General features: G+C 70.0%; 7 protein-coding genes. 2 read left to right on the forward strand and 5 right to left on the reverse strand.

What is annotated here, in order from left to right; translation table 11 throughout:
• Nucleotides 1–116 precede the first annotated feature (116 nt).
• The 3 genes from orn to ACWGI6_RS33545 all read right to left on the reverse strand — a co-directional run bounded on the left by orn (nt 117) and on the right by ACWGI6_RS33545 (nt 2,639).
• Entirely contained in the window at nt 117–737 is a 621-nt protein-coding gene (orn, locus tag ACWGI6_RS33535) for an oligoribonuclease (RefSeq protein ID WP_393906287.1), read from the reverse strand.
• A gap of 5 nt (nt 738–742) precedes the next feature.
• Nucleotides 743–2,029, reverse strand: coding sequence for a GlxA family transcriptional regulator (locus ACWGI6_RS33540; RefSeq protein ID WP_453271002.1), 1,287 nt, complete (start codon nt 2,027–2,029; stop codon nt 743–745).
• 349 nt (nt 2,030–2,378) lie between these two features.
• A complete protein-coding gene (locus ACWGI6_RS33545; protein WP_453271003.1) occupies nt 2,379–2,639 on the reverse strand; it encodes a hypothetical protein in 261 nt (86 codons plus the stop codon).
• A gap of 410 nt (nt 2,640–3,049) precedes the next feature.
• Between ACWGI6_RS33545 and ACWGI6_RS33550 the strand changes: the two genes are divergently transcribed.
• Entirely contained in the window at nt 3,050–3,571 is a 522-nt protein-coding gene (locus tag ACWGI6_RS33550; protein ID WP_159480989.1) for a universal stress protein, read from the forward strand.
• Nucleotides 3,572–4,065: 494 nt separating this feature from the next.
• On the opposite strand, the gene glmS is transcribed toward ACWGI6_RS33550, so the two are convergent.
• Both glmS and ACWGI6_RS33560 read right to left on the reverse strand, forming a co-directional pair.
• Nucleotides 4,066–5,895, reverse strand: a complete 1,830-nt coding sequence (gene glmS / locus ACWGI6_RS33555; RefSeq protein WP_453271004.1) for a glutamine--fructose-6-phosphate transaminase (isomerizing) — start codon at nt 5,893–5,895, stop codon at nt 4,066–4,068.
• Between the two features lie 66 nt (nt 5,896–5,961).
• A complete protein-coding gene (locus ACWGI6_RS33560) occupies nt 5,962–6,252 on the reverse strand; it encodes a hypothetical protein (protein ID WP_129244688.1) in 291 nt (96 codons plus the stop codon).
• A 189-nt stretch (nt 6,253–6,441) separates the two neighbouring features.
• Here ACWGI6_RS33560 and ACWGI6_RS33565 point away from each other — a divergent pair, with 189 nt between their 5' ends.
• A complete protein-coding gene (locus ACWGI6_RS33565; protein ID WP_453271005.1) occupies nt 6,442–8,040 on the forward strand; it encodes a beta-N-acetylhexosaminidase in 1,599 nt (532 codons plus the stop codon).
• The last annotated feature ends 63 nt before the right edge of the window (nt 8,041–8,103 follow it).

The following is an 8,103-nucleotide window of genomic DNA, read 5'->3' on the forward strand; positions in this document are numbered from 1 at the left end:
GGTTCATAAATTTTTAACGGGGTCCTTGGGGGTGCCGCCCCCCTTATTGGGGCCCCGGGGCCGGGGGGGGTGTGGGGGGGGCCCGGGCGCCCCCCCACGACACGAGCCCCTGTGCCTCACTGCGGTGTGGACTGCGGCTCAGCAGGAAGGACGTGCTTGGCGGCGATGGCCTTCGCGGTGTCCGAGTCGGGACCGGGCTGCGGCACGAAGACCGCCTCCCGGTAGTAGCGCAGTTCCGCGATGGATTCGCGGATGTCCGCCAGTGCCCGGTGGTTGCCGTTCTTGTCCGGACTGTTGAAGTAGGCCCGCGGGTACCAGCGCCGGGCCAGTTCCTTCACGGACGAGACATCGACGATCCGGTAGTGGAGATAGTCCTCCAGCGTCGGCATGTCGCGCAGCAGGAAGCCGCGGTCGGTGCCGACGGAGTTGCCGCACAGCGGCGCCTTCCGCGGCTCCGGCACATGCTGCTTGATGTACGCAAGCACCTGCGCCTCGGCCGCCTCCAGCGTCGTCCCGCCGTCCAGCTCCTCCAGCAGCCCGGAGGCGGTGTGCATCTGGCGCACCACTTCAGGCATGGTGCCGAGCGCCTCGGCCGGGGGGCGGATCACCACATCCACCCCGTCGCCCAGCACATTCAGCTCCGAGTCGGTGACCAGCGCGGCCACCTCGATGAGCGCGTCATTCGCCAGCGAGAGTCCGGTCATCTCGCAGTCGATCCACACCATGCGATCGTTCATACATCTCACCCTACGGGGCGCTCGCGCTGTCCGGGCAGCACGGGGCGGACCGTTCCCCTCCCCACCGCGGTTTCCGGCATCCGGGAGGCGTACACGTCCGACTGCGGTTTGCCCGCTTCGCCCGCTTCGGCGGACGCCAGACCATGGCCGGCCAGCGCGGCGGCGGAGAACCGCTCCCCGCCCGCCCCCAGCGCCGCCCGCTCCCGCTCCGGCCGCTCGGCGCGCTCGGCCCGCTCCGGTCTGAGTCCGGGTTCGGGTGCCCCGTTCTGCGGCCGCCGTGCACGGTAGGCCGCCCGGTAGGCGGCGGGCGAGGCGCCCAGCTGCCTGCGGAAGTGGCCACGCAGCGCGACCGGCGAGCGGAATCCGCAGCGCCCCGCGACCTCGTCCACCGAATAGTCGGAGGTCTCCAGCAGCCGCTGGGCCTGCAGCACCCGCTGAGTGATCAGCCACTGCAGCGGAGCGCTCCCGGTAAGGGACCGGAAGCGCCGGTCGAAGGTGCGGCGGCTCATGTATGCGCGCGCGGCCAGGGTCTCCACGTCGAACTGCTCGTGGAGGTGCTCCAGCGCCCAGGCGACGACCTCGGCCAGCGGGTCGGCGCCGATCTCTTCAGGTAATGACCTGTCGAGGTAGCGCTGGTGCCCCATTTCGGAGGCGGTGCGGCGGGGCGGCACGACGAGCCGGCGGGCCAGCGCGTTCGCGGCGTCCGCGCCGTGGTCGGTGCGCACGATGTGCAGACACAGATCGATGCCGGCCGCCGTCCCCGCGGAGGTGAGCACATCGCCGTCGTCGACGAAGAGCTCGCGGGGGTCCACATGGACGGACGGATAACGCTTGGCGAGCGTCGGCGCGTACATCCAATGGGTCGTGGCCGGACGGCCATCGAGGAGTCCGGCTGCGGCGAGGACGAACGCCCCCGTGCACAACCCGACGATTCTGGCCCCTTCTTCGTGCGCGCGGCGCAGCGCGTCGAGCGCCGCGGGCGGCGGGGCCTGGGTGATGGAACGCCAGGCCGGTACGACGACCGTCCCGGCACGGGAGATCGCCTCCAGCCCGTAGGGGGCGGAAAGTTCGAGCCCCCCGGTCGTGCGCAAAGGCGCATCTTCGCCCGCGCACACAAGTAGCCGGTACCGCGGAACGCCTGCGTCTTGGCGGTCGATGCCGAAGACCGAGAGCGGAATGGAGCTCTCGAAAATGGGGCCGCCACTGAAGAGGAGCACCGCGACTATTTCGCGGCGTCGTCGGGCGGCGAGCTTGCGTGCGGCATCTGGTACGGCAGCGGAGTCCTGGCTCATGGCACTTAAGCCCCCCTCGGTCGTCTCGCCCTCTCGGTCCTGCACAGTTCCCCCGCCGTTACTACCAAGATCGAATCTACTGTGTCCCGTGAGGATGGAGTGCCAAGTTCACCACCCGCTGGTATGTCGATATGGCAACTTGGCGCGAAGCATTCGATCACGAAGCGTTCCACTCGTCGGGCCTACATGGGAAGTACGCGTCTCGGCTCTGCCCGTTCGCAGTAGGGCACAACCATGCCCAGCGGTCCTTTCCTCCCTGCTCACACCAGGGTTGAGGGGTGCTCAGGGCAAGGTGCGGACCTCGGCCGGAAGTTGGCTGAAAACGGTCGCGCGCAGACTTGCAAGCGCCTCAGTCGACCGGCGTACGCCCTTCGGAGTGCCGGGCACTCCCATGCGCCGGCGACACCAAATATGCGCTTCTGTCCCGGTGCCTTCCGGTCTCGCGCACACGGATCCGCGCGGCGGTCCGTTCGGATTGCCGCAGCAGTGCGCGGCAGGCGCAGGTCACCGCGGCCAGACCGGCGGCGATGCCGGCCGCGCCGGCCCAGGAGGCGCCGCTGATGATCAGTACGAGGGGCACCAGGGCGCAGCTGAAGGCGCTCCAGCGCATGACATCGCTCACTGGGTCGGGTGATCTGTCGGACGGCAACGGCATCGTGTGCTCCCCTCGGACGGCCTGCTACTACAACGCCGCCGACGATCATGGGTCACCGCGAGGGGTACGTACGGGGGCAGGCCGGGGCATTGCCATCCGCGCCACGCTCCGGCATGCTCCGGGGAACGTTCGAGGCCCCACCCACCTCGCGCGGGCGCTTCGGGTCCGCAGCGGGCTCTGGGCAGCGGGGGAGTGGCGCCGTACTCTTGGGGTATCGGGTTGGGAAGATGATTCCCAGTCGTATCGTTCCTCATTGAACTATGGCTCCCGCACCTCGAGAGAGCCAGCTCAGTCAACTGCCGGATCAAGTCAATCGCCGTTCCCCGTTCGCCCCTCCGCAAGAGGACGTCCTCGCCGAGACACCAATGGCCGGTCACGAAATTCCCGAACCCGCGGACCGCAAGCAGGTCGCCGATCCGATGGCGGACCTCGAAGCGGCAGAAAAGACGCGTCATTCCTGCGACCCCGCGTTCCGGCACGGCGTCGTGGTCGGCTTCGACGGCTCCATGTCGAGCGAGCGAGCGTTGGCGTATGCAATCGGTATGGCCCGGCGTCTCGGCTCCGGGTTGATCATCGTCCATGTGGCCAATCGGCTGCCGACGACCGTCTGGGCAGGCTGTGAGCCCCCGGTCTTCGTGGACGTGCCGGATCACCGCACCGAAGTGCTCGGCCTGGAGCTGGCCTGCGCGGACCATCTCACCGAGGTCCCCTGGGTCCTGGTCGAGCGCGGCGGCGACATCTGCCATGAGCTGGAGGAGGTCGGCCGGGAGTACGAGGCCGACGCGATCGTGGTCGGCTCCACCCACGGCATCGTCGGCCGGATCTTCGGCTCGGTGGCCGGCCGGCTGGCCCGCCGGGCGCAGCGCCCGGTGATCGTGATTCCCTGACGCCTCGCCGGCGCGCCGCCAACTCCCCGCGGCATGGGGCAGCTTCGCCCCCCATGATCGGCTCTCCGCGGCTTGCGCACAGTTGAGGGGGCGTCATGAGGATTGTGCGCAGCCGCATTTCTCCTGACCCGCGCAGGTGGATTGTGCGCTGGTGAAGGGTAGAAAACGGTCACGTGGGCGCGCCGCATTCACGGGCCCGGCGGCCGCGCGCACGGCAACTTCGTGCTGTCGGCCGGGAAGTGACGGTTCCCGGGGCGGCGGCATCCTGCCGGCGTATGGGCGATGCCGGCAAAGGGGAGGCGGCGGCTCCGCGCGTATGGTGGCACGCGCGGAGCGCTGCTCCCGCGCCTGAGTCGGCGCCGCTTTCGCGGGGGCGGCCGAGCGCTGTGGGGGTGCTCAATCGTCGCTTCGGTGGAGCGGGGTGGATGACGTCGCCGTGATCCAGGGATCCGGCTCGTCGTCCAGGGGTGCCGCTCCACCGTGATCCGCGGGTTCTACTCCACCGTGACGGACTTGGCGAGGTTGCGGGGCTTGTCGATGTCCCGGCCCAGGGCCAACGCCGTGTGGTAGGCGAGCAGTTGCAGCGGGATGCCCATCAGGATCGGGTCCAGCTCGGGCTCGTTCTTCGGGACGACGATGGTGTGGTCGGCCTTCTCCTGCTCCTGGTGCGCGACGGCCAGGATGCGGCCGCTGCGGGCCTTGATCTCCTCCAGCGCGGCGCGGTTCTTCTCCAGCAGGTCGTCGTCGGGGACGATCGCGACGGTCGGCATCGCGGGCTCGATGAGGGCCAGCGGGCCGTGCTTGAGCTCCGAGGCCGGGTAGGCCTCGGCGTGGATGTAGGAGACCTCCTTGAGCTTCAGGGAGGCCTCGCGCGCCACCGGGTAGCCGCGCACCCGGCCGATGAACATCATCGACTTGGCGTCCGCGTACAGCTCGGCCATCTTCTTGATGTCCGCCTCGGTCTCAAGGATCTCGTCGATCTGCGCGGGCAGCTTGCGCAGGCCCTCGATGATCCGCTTGCCGTCCGCGACGGACAGGTCACGGATCCGGCCGAGGTGCAGGGCGAGCAGCGCGAAGGAGACCACCATGTTGGTGAAGCACTTGGTGGAGACCACGCAGACCTCGGGACCCGCGTGCACGTAGATGCCGCCGTCGGTCTCCCGGGCGATCGCCGAGCCGACCACGTTGACCAGGCCCAGCACCCGTGCGCCCTTGCGCTTGAGCTCCTGGACGGCCGCCAGCACGTCGTAGGTCTCACCGGACTGGGAGACCGCCACGTACAGCGTGTCGGGGTCCACGACCGGGTTGCGGTAGCGGAACTCGGAGGCCGGCTCGGCGTCCGAGGGGATACGGGCCAGCTCCTCGATCATCTGGGCGCCGATCTGGCCCGCGTGGTACGAGGTGCCGCAGCCGAGGATCTTCACCCGGCGCACCCCGCGCGCCTCACGGGCGTCGAGGTTCAGGCCGCCGAGGTGCACGGTGGAGAAGCGGTCGTCGATCCGCCCGCGCAGCGCGCGGTCCACCGCGTCCGCCTGCTCGGAGATCTCCTTGTGCATGTACGTGTCGTGGCCGCCCATGTCGTACGACTCGGCCTCCCACTCCACGGTGGTCGGCTCGGCCGAGGTGCGGGAGCCCTCGGTGGTGTACGTGCGGTAGTCGTCGGCCTTGAGGGTGGCCATCTCGCCGTCGTCGAGGGTGACGACCTGGCGGGTGTGCGAGACCAGCGCGGCGACGTCCGAGGAGACGAACATCTCGTGCTCGCCGATGCCGAGCACGACCGGAGAGCCGTTGCGGGCGACGACGATCCGGTCGGGGAAGTCGGCGTGCAGCACGGCGATGCCGTACGTGCCCTCGATGTGCCGCAGCGCCTCGCGGACCCTCTCCTCCAGCTTCTCGGCCGTCGAGCGGCCGATCAGGTGGGCCAGCACCTCGGTGTCGGTCTCGGAGGCGAAGGTGATGCCGTCGGCGGTCAGCCGGGTGCGCAGGTCGGCGGCGTTGTCGATGATGCCGTTGTGGACGACCGCGACCTTGCCCTCGGTGTCGAGGTGCGGGTGGGCGTTCTCGTCGGTGGGCGCGCCATGGGTGGCCCAGCGGGTGTGCGCGATGCCTGTGGTGCCCGCGAACCGCTTCGGCAGCCGTGACTCCAGCTCACGGACCCGGCCCTTGGCCTTGGCCGTCTTCAGGCCGCCTGCGGCCTTGCCGGTGCCCTTGGCGTGGATGGCGACACCCGCCGAGTCGTAGCCGCGGTACTCCAGCCGCTGCAGGCCCTCCAGCAGCAGCGGAGCAACATCACGTTTGCCGATATAGCCGACGATCCCGCACATACAGTGACCCTCCGAGAAGAACGTTGTGGCAATGGTTCGTGCCGCCCGGCGTCCCGGGCATGACCGTCAGCCGTAGACGAGGCGGCGCAGCTGGCGGGCCGAGAGATCGGGCGGGGCCACGGCGCGGTGCGGCATCTCGTGGCGGATCCGTTCGAAGATCTCCTCGTTGCGCAGTCCCTGGGACTGCAGCTCCCGATGGCGCCGACGGACGAATTCCTCCGTCGTCTCGTCGAAGTACGCCAGCACATCCAGCACCACCCGGGCGGCCTCACCGCGCTGCAGCGGTGTGCTGCGCACCAGGTGGTCCACCAGGTCTTCGTGCGGCGCCTCAGCGCTGCGGTTACGGCGTTCGAGCACCCGTCGATATTGCGGGGCGCCGCGCGGATACGCAAGAAATCTGCCCGGTATCGGGCACATCCCCGATTTGGCGGCTGGAAAGTGGTCTAAACCTTGACCGGAATCGAGGCTCACGGTACGCATGGTCACCGTTCGGTCGCTCCATGCCCTGCACGACGTCATGCACGAGGTTCGCCGAAGGGAGCGTCGATGAGACGACGCAGACTGCTGTTCTCGCTGCTGCTGGTCGCGGCGGCGGGGCTGGGGACCGCCGCCGTACCGCCACCGGGGGGCGCAGCCGCCCGGGCCGCCACCCCACTGGACCAGGTGATCCCCGCGCCCGCCTCCGTGCACGGCGGCGGGGACGCGTACACCCTCGGTGACCGCACCCGGATCCGCGTGCCGGGCGGCTCCGGCGAGGCCAAGAGGGTCGCCGGCTATCTGGCGGGGCTGCTGCGGCCCGCCACCGGCTTCGCTCTCCCGGTGACCACCAAGGACGGCCGGGACGGCATCGTCCTCCGGCTCGGCGGCAGCGGCACCAAGGGGCTGGGAGCCGAGGGCTATCGGCTGACCTCCGGCGGGCGCGCGGTCACGATCAGCGCCGCCCGCCCGGCCGGCCTCTTCCACGGTGTCCAGACCCTGCGCCAGCTGCTGCCGGGCGACGTGGAGCACCAGCGCGCCCGGCGCGGGCCCTGGCGGATCGCCGGGGGCACCATCGCCGACTCCCCGCGCTACGCCTACCGCGGGGCGATGCTGGACGTCTCCCGGCACTTCTTCACCGTCGCGCAGGTCAAGCGGTACATCGACCAGCTCGCCATGTACAAGATCAACAAGCTGCATCTGCACCTCTCCGACGACCAGGGCTGGCGGATCGCCATCAAGTCCTGGCCGCGGCTGGCGACCTACGGCGGCTCCACCCAGGTCGGCGGCGGCGCCGGCGGCTACTACACCAAGGACGACTACCGCGAGATCGTCCGCTATGCCGCCGCCCGCTATCTGACCGTCGTCCCCGAGATCGACATGCCGGGCCACACCAACGCCGCGCTGGCCTCCTACGCCCCGCTCAACTGCAACGGACAGGCCCCGCCGCTCTACACCGGCACGGAGGTCGGCTTCAGCTCCCTGTGCGTCCCGAAGAAGGAGACGTACGACTTCGTGGACGATGTCATCGGCGAGCTCGCGGCCATGACCCCCGGCCGCTACCTCCATATCGGCGGTGACGAGGCGCACTCCACCAGCCACGAGGACTACGTGACCTTCATGGACAAGGTGCAGCCGGTGGTCGCCAAGTACGGCAAGACCGCGATCGGCTGGCACCAGCTGACCGGAGCGCACCCGGCGAAGGGCGCCGTCGCCCAGTACTGGGGCTATGACAAGACGGGCGCGGCCGAGCGCCGGCAGGTCGCCGACGCCGCCAGGAACGGCACCCGGCTGATCCTCTCGCCCGCCGACCGCGCCTACCTCGACATGAAGTACGACAAGAACACGCCGCTGGGCCTGGCCTGGGCCGGCTATGTCGACGTCAGGCGCTCCTACGACTGGGACCCGGGCAGCTACCTCGAGGGCGCCCCCGCGGACTCCGTCCTCGGCGTCGAGGCGCCCCTGTGGTCCGAGACCCTCTCCACCTCCGCGCACATCGAGTACATGGCCTTCCCGCGGCTGCCGGGCATCGCGGAGCTGGGCTGGTCCCCGGCGTCCACGCATGACTGGGACGGCTACAAGGTGCGGCTGGCCGCCCAGGGCCCGCGCTGGGACGCACTGGGCATCGGCTACTACCGTTCTCCCGAGGTGCCGTGGCCCGCGAAGTGAGGGCGTGAGCCGGCCGGGCGTCCCCCGAAGCCCCCCCCGCTCACCACTTCCGCCCCGGGCGCC

It is taken from the genome of Streptomyces sp. NPDC054786, assembly GCF_053611685.1.